The sequence below is a fragment of the Spiroplasma sp. hyd1 genome, assembly GCF_016082235.1.
Lineage (GTDB): Bacteria > Bacillota_I > Bacilli_A > Mycoplasmatales > Mycoplasmataceae > Spiroplasma > Spiroplasma poulsonii.
In genome coordinates this window covers 1-17,006 of the sequence record NZ_JXYY01000026.1, presented here as the reverse complement: position 1 = coordinate 17,006, position 17,006 = coordinate 1, and the positions used below count along the sequence as shown (strand labels likewise).

Below are 17,006 nucleotides of genomic sequence, written 5' to 3'. Positions count from 1 at the left end.
AATATTTTAATAAAAAAGGGTATCGCAAGAAGTCTAATGAATCAATCATCATTGCTTTATCATCAGTTCCTATTAACTCACTTTTTAATTCATATAAGCGTGTGATTACTCCAATATTCTTATAATCACCTTCTGTTAACACTTCATCAATCTTACTAATTAATTCTGTTTTAATAGACGTAGTATTAATATTATGATTTTGTAATTTCATAAATGTATTAATATATGTTTGAAAAAACCTAAATCATCATTTGTTAATGTTATCTGCTCCTTAGCGGTAATTATATTATTTAAATCATTATTTTGTTGAGATTTATAGTTCAAAGGAACTACATTCATTGATGTCACCATAATAATGGCTGTTAACAACATCTTTTTCATAATATTTATCCTTTCATTTACTTGTTAATATCGAATATATCTTCATAGTAATTTTTTTAAAGTTAATATTATTGTAAAATTATTTTTTCATTGTTAATTCTAAGCTACATTTAAATTCTTTAAATGGTAATTTAATTTTATCACAAAATTAATATTAGTACTGTTCTATTTAAAATTAGAAATAAAACTTGCCAGTATATTTTTGCTTATTTCTTTATATTTAAAAGTTAAAACTAGGAACTTTTTAGTACAATGTTTATACATAAGGAGGTAATTATGCAAAAAAAGGTTACTGTCATATTTATTATGGTGATGGAAAAGGAAAAACATCGATTTTAAATGGAATGACAATTCGTGCTTTAGGATATCAATGAAAAGTTAAATATTTGCGATTCTTAAAAAATCGTATTTCTGGAGAAATGTTATTTTTTCAAAAATTAAATGACCCTAATTTCGAGGTAATTAATTACTATTCATCAAACACAAAGTTTTTTTGAGAAATGGATGATCAAGAAAAAGAAGTTCTTCGTAAAGAAATGCGTGTTGGTTTTGAAGAACTTAAGAAACTAAGTCAAGATGGAACAGTTGATTTAATTATCGTTGATGAACTTCTTGGCTGTATTTATAACGAATTAATTACCGAAGCAGAATTAATTGAAGTTATTAAAAATAAAAACCCTAGTATTGAAATCGCTTTTTCCGGCCATCATATTACCGATAATTTAATTAATGCTGTTGATTTAGTAAGTCATATTCAAGCAACAAAGCACTATTTTTATCAAAAAGTTCCGGCACGAAAAGGCATTGAATTTTAATTTAAATACTTATTAAACTAATGTTTTTATAATTCATAATGTTATAAAATAAAACAATTCGTTAAAAACGAATTGTTTTATTTTATCAAAAAGTCTTATACTTTAGCAAATAGTAGTTGTTCTAAATCATCAATCATTGCTGTTAACTTTGTGATTAAAGCACGATAAACATTTGAGTCAGTATAATCAATCCCAATATCTTTTAGAATTAATAATGGTTCTTTTTGGCCACCTTGTTTTAAGAATTTTAATAATTGTTCTGGTTCACCGTTGATAACATCATTATAAAGTTTAAAGGAAGCAACAATACATGTCGCATATTTATAAACATAATATGGTGAATTAAAGAAATGTAAAATTCGTGGTCACCCATATGATTTTTTTGTTGGATTACGCTTGTCAAAAACAGTATAACCAAACTCATTTGCTTTTTGTTCAAAAAGAACAGCTAATTTATCAGCATCTAATGGCTCATTATTTTCAACCATCTTGTGTGCTGTTCATTCAAAATCAGCAAAATGAATTTGACGGAAAAAAGTAGCCATAATTTCATCAATACGATTTTGTAATAAATAAATTTTTTCTTCTTTACTTGTTGCATGCTTGTATAAGTAATCAAATAATAAATGTTCATTAACCGTTGACGCAACTTCTGCTAAAATAATTGGATAATTATTTAACGGATATTTGTTATTTAGATCTGCTAATAAAGTATGAACCGAATGTCCTGCTTCGTGGGCTAGTGTATTAACTGACCCAATTGTATCATCTCAATTCATTAAAATAATTGGGTCAACTCCCGAACCACCCGATGAGTAAGCACCGCTTCGTTTATTAGTATCTTCAAAATAATCAATTCGGTGATCACTTCATGCTACTTCTAATTGAGTCAAATACTCTGATCCTAACGGTTGTAATGATTCACGAATCATTGTTTTTGCTTCTTCAACAGTATATTTTTTGTCCAATAAAGCAACATTAGTCACTAATTTTAAACTACGATCTGTCGCATAAAATTTTTTAAACTTAAAATGTTTTTTTAACAATTCATTATAACGAACAAATAAGCGACTATTTTCGCGACCATATTTAATTAAACTTGCATAAATTTCTTCTGAAACATTATCACTGCTTAATGCTGCTTGTAAAGTATTTTGATAACCACGTAAACGAACTGCTTCAACACTATGTTGAATAATTCCCTCATAAACACGAGCAAAAGCGTGTTTCTTATCAGTTAAATGCTCGGTAAATAATTGTGTTGCTTTAATCCGAAACTCTTGTTCAGTTAACGGATCAGTTTTTTCCATAATTTCGCTATAAACAGCACTTGTTAATTCCGTATTTTTACTATGATAATCAATAAACACTGGTTTTTTATCAGCATATGCTAATAAATCATATAAATCATAAGCGACACCACGAGAGCGAGTAACCAATGCTAATACTTCTTCATCACGTTCTCCTAAAATGTATTTGGCATTTTTAAAAAACTTACGATAACTATATTCATATACCCTAAGGGTTGAATCATTCTTAATTCACATCATAATGGTTTCCTCACCAATTGCTTTTAACCCCGGAGCAATAAAAGCTAATTGACTTGAAATTTGATTTAAAGTATTTGAATAAATTCCGGCTAATTCTTGATATGATAAATCAGTTGTATCAATATCCCCCATATGCAAGTATTGTCCCATTTTACTAGCAATTAAATCAATTTCTTCGTCCAATAAGACATATTTTTTAAAAATAACTGGATCATTTAACTTTCCTTTAAAAGTAATAATTTCTTCTAATTTTTTTACAATTTTAGCTAAATCAGCTTTTCACGCTTTATTATCTTGATATAAATGGCTAAAATTTCATTTATATTGTGTTGGTGCATCTTTTCGCTTCATTATTTTTTCCTTCTTTCTATCAAAACTATACCTCATAATTATAACGGAAAAACAAAATATTTTTGTCCTTATCCTAGTTAATGTTATAATATTATTTATATAATAATCTAAATAGAAAGAGGGAAATTTACAATGGTATTATTAAACGACAAAAAACAAGATTTAACATTAAAAGCAGTTTTTAAAGGAGCTGACATTAATCCATTAGTTATTCAAGAAAATGGTGTTACAACATTAATTTCAAATCAAAAAATCCTTTATGTTTATTTTGAAAAAGCATTAACTTTTAAAACCGCAGAAGATTTTATTAAAAAATTTATGAGCACAATAAAATATAATTTAAATATTGAGGTTGATACTTTTAAAAAAGGCGCTGAACCAAATAGTCATATTTTCAAAGCATTAGCAGAAGGAACATTATATGCTTTAAATGATAGTTATACTTTAAAAACAACCAAAAAAGCACAAAAAACTTATACAATTAACTTAATTCACAATTGTGATAAAGCAGCAACTGTTTTTGAAGAAATTAAAATTAAAATGGAATTTGTTAATTTTGCCCGTATGTTACAAGATACACCACCAAACTTAATGTATCCAGAAATTTTTGCCGAAAAAATTGCAAATGCTGCTAAAGGGATTGCTAATTTAAAAGTTACTATTTTAGATAAAAAAGAAATTGAAAAAGAAAAAATGGGTCTCCTATTGTCTGTCAATGCTGGTAGTTACCTAGAACCACGAGTTGTTGTCTTAGAATATACTGGTAATAGTAGTAGTAAAGAAAAAGTTGGTTTAGTCGGAAAAGGAATTACTTTTGATAGTGGTGGATATAATCTAAAACCGTCAACTGCTATGGCCGGAATGAAATTTGATATGTCCGGAGCAGCAATTGTTTGTTCAACAGTTTTAGCTTTAGCAAAAGCACAAGTTAAAACAAATATTGCTGCGGTTGCTTGTTTAACTGAAAACCGTATTGGGGGAAAAGCAACCCTAACTGAATCAGTTATCACGTCAATGAACGGGAAAACCGTTCAAATTGACAATACTGATGCGGAGGGAAGATTAGTATTAGCTGATGGAATTACTTATGCAATTCGTAAATTAAATGTTGATAAACTAATTGAAGCGTCAACTTTGACTGGAGCAATTCTAGTTGCCTTAGGAAAATGGTTAACTGGGGTCTTTGCTAATAATGATGGTTGATATGATCAGTTCGCTAATGCTGCAGTAAATGCACATGAAGGAATCTGAAGAATGCCAATCTTAGAAGAACATACTGCTGTAATGCGAAAAACTCCAATTGCTGATTTAACTAATGCTGAGAGTTCACGCTTTGCAGGAAGTTCCACTGCTGCTGCTTTTTTATGTGAATTTGTTGAAGAAAAACCATATATCCATTTAGACATTGCTGGAACAGCTGACACTACTGATGGTCGCGGAACTGGTGTTATGATTAAAACTTTATTTGAAATGTTTAAAGGTTAACACCTAACATCTTGCAACTGCAAGATGTTTTTTATTTTATAAAAAATAGATTTACTAATCGTAAATCTATAATCATCGTTTAAACATTTTAATAGACTTCTTGCGATACCCTTTTTTATTAAAATATTATTATAAAATATAATTTATGAGGACATAAAAATATGAACAATAATAAATTTAATACTCTTAATGATAGAGAATGGTTAAGATTAACAGGAATAAAAAAATCCACTTTTAATAAAATGTTAGATATTTTAAAAGTTGCTGAAATAGAAAAATTTAAAAAAGGTGGTAAAACTAATAAATTATCATTAGAAAATAGATTATTGATGACTTTATTATATTGACGAGAATATCAGACTTATTTTCATCTTGGTAAAAGTTTTGATATTAGTGAGGCTAATTGTTATCGTAATATTAAGTGAATTGAAGATATTTTAATTAAAAACTCTGATTTTCAACAACTTGCTGGTAAAAAAGCACTAATAAATGATTATTTTAATGATAAAACTATTATTATTGATGCTACCGAAACTCCAATCCAACGCCCAAAAAAAGACAAAAACAATCTTATTCTGGTAAAAAGAAAAAACACACGATCAAAACACAAGTAATTATCGAACAAGAAACCAAAAAAATTATTGCAACAAGTTTTTCGCTCGGAAAAAAACATGATTATGCTTTATTTAAAGAATCAAAAATCCCAATTTTAAAAAATACCAAATTAATAGTTGATAGTGGTTATCAAGGAATACAAAAAAATCACAATAATGTTCTAATACCTACAAAGAAAACAAAGAAAAACCCTTTAAACAAAGAACAAAAGCAATATAATAGACTAGTTTCAAAAATGAGAATTATTATTGAAAATATTTTTGCTATTCTTAAAAAATTTAAAATTATTACAGAAAAATATCGTAATCGAAGAAAAAGATTTGGTTTAAGATTTAATTTAATTGCCTCAATTTATAATTTACAATTATTATATTTAACATAAAATATTTATTTAAAATTAAATAATTTAAATAATAAATTAATTTTTCGTTGTGGAAAAATATTAAATTTTTAAATAAAAAACATAATTAATTAAAATTATATTTTTCTATTAGTATCTTTTTTACAAATATTTGCAATTTTTTAACAAGTAATGCAAGAAGTCTAATATAAAATACTTTGACGCCTTGACTCATAAAACAGTAACCACCCACTAATAAGACAAATCAAGCAAAGTATATTGCTGGTAATGGCGCTAAACTTAATTGTGGTCCAACTGATGTGTATGGTAATGCAATTCCCACTGCAATCACGGCAGCCCCCGCCACCAATAATTGTCATGATGACATTGATTGAAAGAATGGAATTTTTCTTGTTCGATATAGTTGAACAATTAAAGTTTGTGTTACTAATCCTTCAACAAATCATCCTGTTTGGAATAAAGTCACTTGTTCGGCAGTAATATGTTGTGGATTGCTTAACACTCCAAAGTAGTAACTCATCACAACGAAAGTTAAAATATCAAAAATTGAGGAGACTGGCCCATTAATAAAGACAAACGGTAAAATATCTTTTGTTGTCCATGTTTGTGGTTTTGATAAGAAATCAGCATCAACCTTATCAAAGGCAACTGCCAATTGTGACATATCATACAATAAATTTTGAAATAAAATTTGAATTGGCATCATTGACTGAAATGGCAATCATGCTGATGCTACTAAAATACTTAGCACATTCCCAAAGTTGGAAGCAATTGTAATTTTAATATATTTCAAAATGTTTCCAAAAATTTGTCGTCCTTGGACAATTCCTTTTTCTAATACTAATAGTGATTTTTCCAATAAAATAATATCTGATGCTTCTTTCGCAATATCGGTTGCATTATCAACCGAAATATCTACATCACTTTGGCGTAATACCGGCGCGTCATTAATGCCATCACCCATAAAACAAACAACATGCTTATTTTGTTTTAAAGCAGTAATAATTTTAGCTTTTTGCAATGAATTTAATTTTACAAAAACATTATTTTGTTCAACAACATCACGAAGTTCAAATTCACTTAGCTTTTCAATATAATCACCCGTGACAACCCCTTTAATTTTTAAGTGAACACGATCACAGATTGCTCGTGTTACTTGTTCATTATCACCAGTTAGAATTTTTAACTGTACACCATTTTTGCGTAACAATTGGATCATCTTTGCTGCTGATGGCTTTGATTTATCTAAAAACGAAGCAAAACCATAGAAAATTAAATCCTTTTCATCAGCTGGTGAATAATACGTATCAGTGTTATGACCATGACTATATGCCAAACCAACAACCCGCAACCCTTGAGTATTCATTTGTTCAGTTGTTGCATTAATCATTCGTAAATGCTCTGCAGTTAAATCTTCAACTTGCCCATTATATTCAATTTTGGTGCAATTTTTAACAATTTCTTCAATTGCACCTTTGCAAATTAACGTATGATGCTCATCTTTACCACGAACAACTACTGTCAGCTTACGACGATTAAAATCAAACGGAATTTCATCAATTTTTTGATAATCATTTTTAAAATTTGATAAATGATGATCATCAATATAATGGATAATTGCTTTATCTAAGGGGTTTTTAAATCCCGTTTGAAAATAACTGTTTAAATATAAATATGTTAATAACCGATCATCTTTCTTTTTATCTAATAATTGATAATCAACTAACTCAATTTTATCATTTGTTAAAGTTCCTGTCTTATCAGTACATAAAACATCAATTGCCCCTAAATTCTGAATGGCCTCTAGTTTTTTAACAACAACTTTCGCTTTATTCATCCGGCTTGCTCCACGTGCCAAATTAGAAGTCACAATCATTGGTAACATTTCTGGGGTTAAACCAACGGCAACTGAAATTGCAAATAACAATGCGGTTAATCAATCATTTTTTGTCACCCCATTAATAACAAACACAATTGGCACCATCACAAACATAAAAGATAACAATAATCATGTTGTTCTTTTAATTCCACGATTAAAACTATTTTCTGGTGGTTTAACTTGTAATGTTTTTGAAATTGTCGCATAGTATGTATCTTGACCAACCCCAACAACAATTGCAATTGCACTTCCCGAAACAACACTAGTTCCTGTATAACAGATATTTTCTAATTCTAATAAACTTGGTTTATGTGAGTTATAACCAGCATGCTTTTCAACTGGCAGTGATTCACCCGTTAAACTTGACTGGTTAATAAAAAGCTCATTACTTCATAATATTCGAACATCTGCAGGAACCATATCCCCACTTGATAAATAAATTAAATCTCCTTGTACTAATTCATGAATTTCTAATTCCTTTGCCTCACGAATTAAACTAGTATTATTATTAACGGAAACCTCAGCAACCTTTTCATCATGTTCTAATCGAATCACCGTAATGGTGTTACTAACTAAATCAGTTAATTTTTTTGTAACTAAAAAACTACGAATATCTTGAATGTAAGCAATTGTGGTACTAATAATAATCATAATAGCAATAATAATAACACCAATTATTTCAAAACTATCGCCACCCAAAGTAAAATAACTTACCAAATTATAAGTTGCAATTACTGCTAAAACAATATTAAAGGGGTTTAATAATACTTTTAAAAAATTTTTAAACCAATGAAACTTTGTTTTTTGTTGAGAATTATCACCATATTTTTTTCCCATTTCTTTTGCTTCATCATAATCTAACCCAAAATTTTTAAGATCAAAATGCTCTAAAATTTCCGTTTGCGAAAATTGTGAAATTTGTTTAATTTCATCTGTTTTTAAAAACCCAATTTCCTTTTTTCGTCCTTTAAAGTCTTTATTATCACCTTTAAATTTAGTTATTATTTTCGCCATTACAAAACTCCTTTCTCCTATAAAAATTACATTCAAACCATTATAAATTTAGGACTTTTAACACAATTTAAATTAAATCTGTAAAGTAATAAAATTCCTAAATCCATAATAACTTTCTTTTCATAATTTTTATACATCTGAATAGTTCATACCACAGCCTTTCTTTGTTATTACTTATATATTAATTATAACGAAAATAATGCAAAAAAGTCCAGAATATTAATTAACAAAAAAATAAAAAAATGATATTAATTATAAAATTAATATCATTTTTATTTGTTTTTGGAAAATTTTATTAGATTATATATTATTTTGTATCATAACAGATTAATAAATAATGGCCTAGTTTGGCATTCGCTAAAAAACTAACAGATATTCAGCAATTATGCTTTAGCTTTACTGATTCCTAATAATCGTTTAGTAACTAGGCATTATCCTTTTTCTTAAATATTATAGCAGCATATTATTTTGTTTTGATATCTTGTATAAAATGGCCTCTACTGGGGAACATATTTCTTTCTAAACAACAAAATATACTTTGTATTCAAAAAGATACTTCAAAGTAAAATTGGACAAAAAGACATAGCATTGTGAATAATAATCATTAGTAACCACACACCTTTAATGTTGCTATTTTGGTACCAGTGATAAAAAAAGAGTTCTTCTAAAAAACTAAAACTCTCATAAATTACCAATAAAACAGGTTAATTATTGTGAAAGCATAGTTGTTTTTGTATAATCACGATAAGGAGTATACTTTCATTATTTAATATTTTTTTACTTTAATAAAATTTATATTTTTATTATATCATTAAAAAAGGAAAGTAATCTTAATTTTGACATTAGTATCACTTATTTATTGTTACTCTCTTATAATTCCAAAACTTGTTCAATATCCACTATAAACCGAATAGATAAAGGAACTATCTTTGTCAACACCAAAACGATAATCAAATGTTCAATAAACATTTCCGCCCGATGTCACACCAAGTTTATATGAAGCATTTGGATAAAGCATATTATCATTTCCATCAATATAATATAACATTGCATTAGTTGTTAAAGCTTTATATGACTCACCTAAATAAAATAAATTAAGATCTTCTAAGCCATTAGCATAAGATAATTTTTTAAAACTTGCTTCCAAAATACTTCACATTTTTTTCAAATCACCACTTGATTTTAAATATGTTTTTATTTTATCAAAATCATTTGTTGGAACATGAAAAATTGATCGTTTTCCAGGTAAATATGTTTCAATACGATAATACTTATTAAATGCCGCAATAATATTACCAAAATTTGTTAACTTTTTATTTAATCCTTGATCAGACACTTCAACACTAACATTTAAGTTTTGATTGTTATTATCTGCAACAACTCCTGATAATGGAAACCCAGCAACTTGAACTTTTAATAAGTTAACATTAAATGACCCTAACTGTAGAATTCCTTTATTTGTTTGAAAAATTGGCATAACTGACCGATAAAAATTTAAAAAGTTTTGTCCCGTTAATTGATTAGGATTAAATCCTTCACCACTTCATTTTGCTGTTGTTCGATTTGCAACCAGGTCAAAAACAGCATTAGAACCGGCCGCATTACCGGCCGCCGCTTCCGTAATTGACGCTGATACTAAATTTAACATTCTTTCTGAAACAACAAAAGTAATTTTATCTTTAAATGGTGCTAAATCATCATCGATTTTAATAAGTTCATTAAGTTTATGCATTACAATTGTATCTAATTCTTCATAGTTATTAGTATAAATAATATCAAAATTATCATATAATTTTTTAAAATCTTGATTACTATCAATTTTAATACTTTTAATTTGGTTAAAATAATTAACAATTGGTTTTGCAACTTTTGCTACAACCCCTGATAATAAATCATTAACAATTTTAGCATTTCCAGTTAAAACATATGAAATTGTAACTGGCACTGTTGTTTCCAAACTTTTAAAGCGAACAACAAAATTAAACCTAAAATCCAATCGAACAGCATTGACATTTGTAACATCAACTCCTGTTATTTTTGCTAATTGTGTTAAGTCAATATAATTTAATTGATAATTAATTGAATTCTCCACAACCGCTAATGGTTCATCTGTTGGATAATAATTTGGATAATCGTTAATAATTTCACGATTAATATTTTCAAATTCAGCATTAAAACCTGTTCTAATTAATTGTAAAATTTTTGCTACATCAGGATTATCAATAACAAGCACAACTGATGGATTAGTTAATGTTACCATTTTATATAATTTTTCAAAACTAATATCATAGTTTGTTTCATCAATCATTGATTTTTTTGAAGCATATTTTTGCAAGCTATTTGAAGCTCGCTTTGAAATTTCATTTAAAATTTTTGCATCCTTCGCAGCAGCTGGTTCATCAGTTGGCTCATTATCATCAGTCATCTTATTACTACAACTAATAAGGAAAGTTGTCCCTGTATTTATTAGACTTCTTGCGATACCCTTTTTTATTAAAATATTATTATAAAATATAATTTATGAGGACATAAAAATATGAACAATAATAAATTTAATACTCTTAATGATAGAGAATGGTTAAGATTAACAGGAATAAAAAAATCCACTTTTAATAAAATGTTAGATATTTTAAAAGTTGCTGAAATAGAAAAATTTAAAAAAGGTGGTAAAACTAATAAATTATCATTAGAAAATAGATTATTGATGACTTTATTATATTGACGAGAATATCAGACTTATTTTCATCTTGGTAAAAGTTTTGATATTAGTGAGGCTAATTGTTATCGTAATATTAAGTGAATTGAAGATATTTTAATTAAAAACTCTGATTTTCAACAACTTGCTGGTAAAAAAGCACTAATAAATGATTATTTTAATGATAAAACTATTATTATTGATGCTACCGAAACTCCAATCCAACGCCCAAAAAAAGACAAAAACAATCTTATTCTGGTAAAAAGAAAAAACACACGATCAAAACACAAGTAATTATCGAACAAGAAACCAAAAAAATTATTGCAACAAGTTTTTCGCTCGGAAAAAAACATGATTATGCTTTATTTAAAGAATCAAAAATCCCAATTTTAAAAAATACCAAATTAATAGTTGATAGTGGTTATCAAGGAATACAAAAAAATCACAATAATGTTCTAATACCTACAAAGAAAACAAAGAAAAACCCTTTAAACAAAGAACAAAAGCAATATAATAGACTAGTTTCAAAAATGAGAATTATTATTGAAAATATTTTTGCTATTCTTAAAAAATTTAAAATTATTACAGAAAAATATCGTAATCGAAGAAAAAGATTTGGTTTAAGATTTAATTTAATTGCCTCAATTTATAATTTACAATTATTATATTTAACATAAAATATTTATTTAAAATTAAATAATTTAAATAATAAATTAATTTTTCGTTGTGGAAAAATATTAAATTTTTAAATAAAAAACATAATTAATTAAAATTATATTTTTCTATTAGTATCTTTTTTACAAATATTTGCAATTTTTTAACAAGTAATGCAAGAAGTCTATTAATGTTATAGTCCCCAAAATGCTTAATAGTTTTTTCATAATAAAATATTCTCCTTTGTATTTTTCTATATAATTCTTGATTATGGCAAAAAAGCAAGTGGATTTTACATAAAAAATAAACTTTTACCTATTTTAGGGGATAAACTAAGAAAAACTCCCCTATTCAACAGATTTATTCCCCTACCAAAAAAGGGGAATTTATTAACAATAAAAAAAACATATCTTTTAGATATGTTTTTTTTATTGTTAACTACGTTTCATTATCTTTACTTTCTTCAAGATTATCTGTTCTGTTAGCACTATTATTTTGAACATTTATGTCGTTCTTAAAAGTAATATTTTTCACTTTTGTTTCATTATCTCTCATTCATAAACCAAGTCATGGTAAAACTAAAATTAAAAGTAATCAAACAATTGCTAAAATTGGTCCTGTTTTTTCTAACATTACAATTGCATTTAAGAAATATGAATAAACATTATAAATAATAACTGTTACAATACAAAGCACACTAATCACAGCAGCTGGAATAAAATATCAATTTTTAGCTGTTTTAATCCGTTGGTGATAACGATTTCAAATTCCTAACCCAATAATTGCGCCATACATTAGAAAAGCCACAACAACACCAGCATTACTAATAAAATCATAAAAATTATACGTTTCTTTTGCAAAAATGGTTGGAATTCCCATAATTAACCCTCATACTAATGTTATGATTACTGCTGCAACAAAGTTTGCTAAATTAAGACTACGCTTCGCAACAATTTTATTACACAATTTTGTCCCAATAATAAAATTATCTTCAATTGATGAACGAGTTAATTTTACCATTGAGAAACTATAACCATTTAAAGTTCCAAAAGCACTAATTAAAATAAAGAAGAAAATAACTCGTTCAAAAACTTTATTTGCAACAGGATTATTAAAAATCTTTTCCGCGGCAGCAGCAACGCTTCCACTAGCATCTAAATTTAAAGTTCCAATTGAAACAATTAGATAAAGAATAGTAACTGATGTTAATCCTAATACTAATGCTAATGGAATATTACGTTCTGGTTTTTTAACATCTTTTTGAATATATGTTGTTGATAAAAACCCATCAAATGAAAATAAAATTCCCGGCAAAGCCATTAAAATCATTTCAAATCCGCTTTTGTTTGATACCAATTTATATTTATCAGGATCTCCTAAACCAGATTCACTAAAAGCATTTGGATCATTTTTAAAAAAGAACATTCCAATTAAACCAACTAAAACTAACGGAATTAACTTTAAAACAACGGTTGTCATTTGAATATACTTCCCAGTTTTTTCTAAATAAGTACAAATATACATTAATAAAATAGTATAAAAAACCGCAAAAAAGGTTAATATTAACTGATAATTTCCATAACCACCAACCCTTTCACTAAACGCAACTTCGGCCGCTAAGTCACCACCAAAAGCTCAAATTGATGCTTTTGTTGTATAATAAGCCACCGTAAAAGTAGTTAACGGAATGTAAATATGATTCATTGCATTTCGGACAACACGGCCAAAACGTTGACCACCAAATAATTTTGCATATAAAGCAATTCCTGAATTAGAATCTTGTTTTGCCGACGAAATTTCCATAAACGATAATCCAAATGAAAGTGCCATAACACCTCCTATAATTCAAGCAATTAACCCTAAAATTCCATTACCATTCGTTAGACCATAAACCCCCTCGTTTTTAAAGAAGATTCCTGTTCCAACAACTGTTCCAACAACCATACAAAAGCACATAAAAAATCCATATTTTTGAGCAGCCTTTTTCTGCATAATTTAACATCGCCCTTTCCATTAATTTATTTTTTTCAGTTCTCAAAATTATAAAACGCTAAATAATAATCTTCCTATATTATTTAATGTCAAAATTTTAACACAAGTATATTTAAAATTTTAACATTAAAATAGTAATTCCATTAAAAAATAAAAAGAATAAGCCTTTTTATTGGTCATTCCTTTAAAATATTTCATTATTTTGTTTTATAATCAATTTTTAACCACTTTAATATAACCAACTTTTGATAATTGTGCGGTAATACAATATGCCGCAATGACACCCAACACAATTGGAATATATATCAATGGTGGCGCGGTCATTGGAAAGACATTGTTAAAGACATATGGAATTAAGAATCCTAACACCACAACAAGTGTTGTTGATACATTAACTGGTCAAGTTGGTCTTGATTGAATAAATGGAATTTGTTTTGTTCTAAACATTAACATTACTACTGATTGTGTAATTAATCCTTCAATAAATCACCCTGATTGGAAAATAGCAATATGGTAAGCAGCATTAGCTGAATTTGGATCAGCAGCATATGCATTAAAGACACCAAAGCCATATCCTAAAATAACAAAGGTAATTATGTCAAAGACACTACTAATCGGACCATTAACAAAGGTAAACGATAACATTCCCTTTGTTCGTCAACGTTGTGGCTGTAGTAAGAAATCTTCATCAACACGATCAAACACAATTGCGAATTGTGAAAAGTCATAAATTAAATTTTGGAATAACATTTGTACTGGCAGCATTGGCGTGAATGGTATTCACCAGGCCACAACAATTAATGTAAAAACATTTCCAAATTGTGACGCCATTGTTATTTTAATATATTTTAAAATATTTCCAAATGTTAAACGCCCTTGTTCAATTCCATGTTCAATTACATCTAATGATTTTTCTAATAAAATAATATCTGATGCTTCTTTAGCAACATCAGTTGCATTGTTAACTGAAATTGCAATATCACTTTGTCGTAAAACAGGAACATCATTAATTCCGTCACCCATAAAACCAACAACATGATTATTTGCTTTTAATAAAGCAATAATTCTTGATTTTTCAATTGGATTTAGTTTAACAAATACATTATTAATTTCAACGGCACGTTTTAATTCATAATCAGTTAATTTGTCTAACTCTTCACCAGAAATAATTCCTTTAATTTGCATCCCAACCCGTTCACAAATTGAACGAGTTACAGCAGCATTATCCCCTGTTAAAATTTTTAAATCAACTCCACGAGCTGCTAATACTTTTACCATTTTTGCTGCTGATGGTTTTGGAACATCTAAAAATGTTACATATCCATAAAAAATTAAATCTTCTTCATCACTAACACTATATGCTTTTTTATTATCGCTGACAACTTTATAACCAATTCCTAAAACACGATATCCTTGATTATTTAAACGTGTTACAGTACTAGTAATTTGTTTTTTCATTTCATCATCTAAATCAACAATTTTATTTTGATAATAAATTTTATTTGATACATTAATGATTTCTTCAATTGCACCTTTTGAAATTAATTTTGTTTCTTCTTCGTTTTTAACAATTATTGTTAAACGACGACGTTCAAAATCAAAAGGAATTTCATCAATTTTTTGATATTTATCAGGAGTAAAATGATGTAAACTATCTTTAACATGATCTATAATTGCGCTATCTAGTGGATTTTTAATTCCCGTTTGAAAATAGCTATTTAAGTATAAAAGTTTCAATAAATCTGTTTCTTTTTTATTATCTAAACTTGCATAATTAATTAACTCAATTTTATCATTTGTTAACGTTCCTGTTTTATCAGTACACAAAACATCAATTGCTCCTAAATTTTGAATTGCCCCTAAATTTTTAAAAACAAGTTTGCTATGGCTCATTTTACGAGCCCCACGTGCTAAATTACTTGTTACAATCATTGGCAACATTTCTGGAACAATCCCAACTGCTGCCGCTGCTGTTCATGTAAGCCCTCCTAGTCAATCATTTTTAGTTCCTGAATAAATTAGGTAAATAATTGGTGCCATAATTAGCACAAACATAATTAACAAAAATGTTACACGTTGTACTCCTGTTTGAAAATTTGTTAATGGACGTTTTTCTTGTAATGCACTTGAAATTGATGAAAAGTATGTTTTGGTTCCAGTTTGAACAACCATTGCAATTGCACTTCCTGAAACAACACTTGTCCCCATTAAACAAATATTTTCTAATTCTAATAAATTAGTATTATCTGTTATTGCATGCTTTTCAATTGGCATTGATTCTCCTGTCAATGAAGCATGGTTAATAAATAAATCACGACTAACTAAAATTCGAACATCGGCAGGAACCATATCCCCGCTTGATAAGTAAACCAAATCACCAGGCACTAGATCACGAACATCAATATCTTCTCCTTTTTTAATTAATTCAAACACATTATTATGATTAATGTTGCCATATCCTTCAATATCACGAATTACCATTGCCTTATTACTAACAATACTAATTAATTTTTTTGTGACAAAGTGGGCTTTAATTGTTTGAATATAAACAACAGTCCCACTTGCAAAAATCATTATTGCAACAATAATTGCTGGTAAAACATCCGTAATTCCCCGTTCTGCAACAGGAGTAGAGAAAAATTCATAAAAGTTTCAAACACTAATTGCCATTAAAACTAAGTTAAATGGTCCAAAAAATGATTTAAAGAAATTTAAAACTCAATTAAATTTTGTAGCATCTACTTTATTATATCCATATTCTTTTTGTAAATTTTCTACATCAGTAGTTTTTACACCAAACTGATTATCTTTAAATTCAGTTAATAATTCAGTTTGGTTAAGTTTTGAACATGATTTTAATTTTTTATCATTAAAATTTAGCTTTTTTAATAAAGCTTCTTTTGTTTTATCTCTCCCAAACATGTTCTGCTTCCTTTCCTACTTTGTTTCTTGACACAACAAAATAAGAAGATAAATTAGCGCAAGCAAAAATATTAATAATTATGCATAATTACGGTGATTATCTCTTTGATGGTCAGAAACAATATTAAATAATGTATTACTCTTATTAAAATTAATACCCTTTGTTAACCGGTCCCTACTGGTTCCGGACTGTTCCTGTTGTCCAAGCATAGAAATATCACCACTCTTTCTTTCGTTAAAAATAATACACATATATTCTAACATAAAAAAATAAAGTATATACTTTTTATAT

General features: G+C 27.6%; 11 protein-coding genes. 4 read left to right on the top strand and 7 right to left on the bottom strand.

Annotation, left to right across the window (positions count from 1 at the left end; genetic code table 4):
* Nucleotides 1–211 (bottom strand): hypothetical protein (locus TS70_RS03850; protein ID WP_198049465.1); only part of this gene is annotated, 211 nt, incomplete at its 3' end.
* A gap of 469 nt (nucleotides 212–680) precedes the next feature.
* Between TS70_RS03850 and TS70_RS03845 the strand changes: the two genes are divergently transcribed.
* On the top strand, nucleotides 681–1,196 hold the full coding sequence (locus tag TS70_RS03845; RefSeq protein WP_198049466.1) for a cob(I)yrinic acid a,c-diamide adenosyltransferase: 516 nt from the start codon (nucleotides 681–683) through the stop codon (nucleotides 1,194–1,196).
* A gap of 95 nt (nucleotides 1,197–1,291) precedes the next feature.
* On the opposite strand, the gene pepF is transcribed toward TS70_RS03845, so the two are convergent.
* Nucleotides 1,292–3,097, bottom strand: a complete 1,806-nt coding sequence (gene pepF / locus TS70_RS08495) for an oligoendopeptidase F (protein ID WP_198049464.1) — start codon at nucleotides 3,095–3,097, stop codon at nucleotides 1,292–1,294.
* A 132-nt stretch (nucleotides 3,098–3,229) separates the two neighbouring features.
* Between pepF and TS70_RS03835 the strand changes: the two genes are divergently transcribed.
* Both TS70_RS03835 and TS70_RS03830 read left to right on the top strand, forming a co-directional pair.
* Nucleotides 3,230–4,582 carry a M17 family metallopeptidase gene (locus TS70_RS03835; protein ID WP_198049463.1) on the top strand — a complete coding sequence of 451 codons (1,353 nt, stop codon included), beginning with the start codon at nucleotides 3,230–3,232 and terminating at the stop codon, nucleotides 4,580–4,582.
* A 161-nt stretch (nucleotides 4,583–4,743) separates the two neighbouring features.
* Nucleotides 4,744–5,579, top strand: a protein-coding gene (locus TS70_RS03830) for an IS5 family transposase (protein WP_105628856.1) whose coding sequence is annotated in 2 segments (ribosomal slippage) — nucleotides 4,744–5,140 and nucleotides 5,140–5,579 — 837 coding nt in all. Because the reading frame shifts where the segments join, the coding sequence is not laid out codon by codon here.
* A gap of 85 nt (nucleotides 5,580–5,664) precedes the next feature.
* Here TS70_RS03830 and mgtA (TS70_RS03825) read toward each other — a convergent pair.
* Entirely contained in the window at nucleotides 5,665–8,451 is a 2,787-nt protein-coding gene (gene mgtA, locus TS70_RS03825) for a magnesium-translocating P-type ATPase (protein WP_198049462.1), read from the bottom strand.
* A gap of 862 nt (nucleotides 8,452–9,313) precedes the next feature.
* Nucleotides 9,314–10,876, bottom strand: coding sequence for a hypothetical protein (locus tag TS70_RS03820; RefSeq protein WP_198049461.1), 1,563 nt, complete (start codon nucleotides 10,874–10,876; stop codon nucleotides 9,314–9,316).
* 111 nt (nucleotides 10,877–10,987) lie between these two features.
* On the opposite strand from TS70_RS03820, the gene TS70_RS03815 reads away from it, so the two are divergent.
* Nucleotides 10,988–11,823, top strand: a protein-coding gene (locus tag TS70_RS03815) for an IS5 family transposase (protein WP_105628856.1) whose coding sequence is annotated in 2 segments (ribosomal slippage) — nucleotides 10,988–11,384 and nucleotides 11,384–11,823 — 837 coding nt in all. Because the reading frame shifts where the segments join, the coding sequence is not laid out codon by codon here.
* A gap of 415 nt (nucleotides 11,824–12,238) precedes the next feature.
* Here TS70_RS03815 and TS70_RS03810 read toward each other — a convergent pair.
* The 3 genes from TS70_RS03810 to TS70_RS07515 form a co-directional block, all read right to left on the bottom strand.
* On the bottom strand, nucleotides 12,239–13,792 hold the full coding sequence (locus TS70_RS03810) for an APC family permease (RefSeq protein ID WP_198049460.1): 1,554 nt from the start codon (nucleotides 13,790–13,792) through the stop codon (nucleotides 12,239–12,241).
* A gap of 207 nt (nucleotides 13,793–13,999) precedes the next feature.
* On the bottom strand, nucleotides 14,000–16,714 hold the full coding sequence (mgtA, locus tag TS70_RS03805; RefSeq protein WP_198049459.1) for a magnesium-translocating P-type ATPase: 2,715 nt from the start codon (nucleotides 16,712–16,714) through the stop codon (nucleotides 14,000–14,002).
* Between the two features lie 78 nt (nucleotides 16,715–16,792).
* A partial coding sequence (locus tag TS70_RS07515) for a hypothetical protein (protein WP_232332427.1) occupies nucleotides 16,793–17,006 on the bottom strand: 214 nt, incomplete at its 5' end.